Source organism: Pseudarthrobacter sp. 10T415, from assembly GCF_056394175.1.
In genome coordinates this window covers 1-626 of the sequence record NZ_JBFTHJ010000059.1, presented here as the reverse complement: position 1 = coordinate 626, position 626 = coordinate 1, and the positions used below count along the sequence as shown (strand labels likewise).

General features: G+C 69.3%; 1 protein-coding gene. It reads right to left on the bottom strand.

Annotation, left to right across the window (positions count from 1 at the left end; all coding sequences use genetic code 11):
* Nucleotides 1-191: 191 nt before the first annotated feature.
* Nucleotides 192-626: SDR family NAD(P)-dependent oxidoreductase (locus AC1DBN_RS21430; RefSeq protein ID WP_477724194.1), on the bottom strand; the 435-nt coding region annotated here is incomplete at its 5' end.

The window sequence follows — 626 nt, the reverse complement described above, 5'->3', positions numbered from 1 at the left end:
GCCACGACCATGCGGATCGGCTTGTCGGGGTCGGTGTCGGCCTGGGCGGCCTGCGCGAAAGAGGGAAGGCCGAGGCTGGCCGCCAGGAACGTGGCCAGCAAGATGCGTCGCCGGGAAGCGGCGGCGCGCGGTGTCGATGCCATGAGCGGGTGTCTCCTCTATCTGTTTTTATATGCGGCGCGTCTTGTCGCTCAGTCGCAGCGCACGCTCATCCCGCCATCGACGACGATCTCGGTGCCGGTGACGAAGCGTGCTTCGTCCGAGGCGAGAAACAGGGCTGCGTTGGCGGTGTCGCGCCCGTCGCCCATGAAACCGAGCGGGATGCGGGCCTGGCGCTGGGCCAGCAGCGCGTCCACGTTGCCGCCGGCGCGCTGGCCGGCCAGGCGGGCTTCGACCATCGGCGTATGCATCTGGCCGGGAATCACGGTGTTCACGCGTACGCGTTTCGGGGCGTACTGCACGGCCACCACGCGCGAAAACTGGATCACGGCGGCCTTGGCCGAGGCGTAGCCCACCTGCGCGGCGCCAGTCCAGCGGATGCCGGACGTGGACGCCGTGTTGACGATGGCGCCGCCGCCCTGTGCCTCCATGTGCGGCAGCACGGCCTTGCAGGTCAGGAACACGCT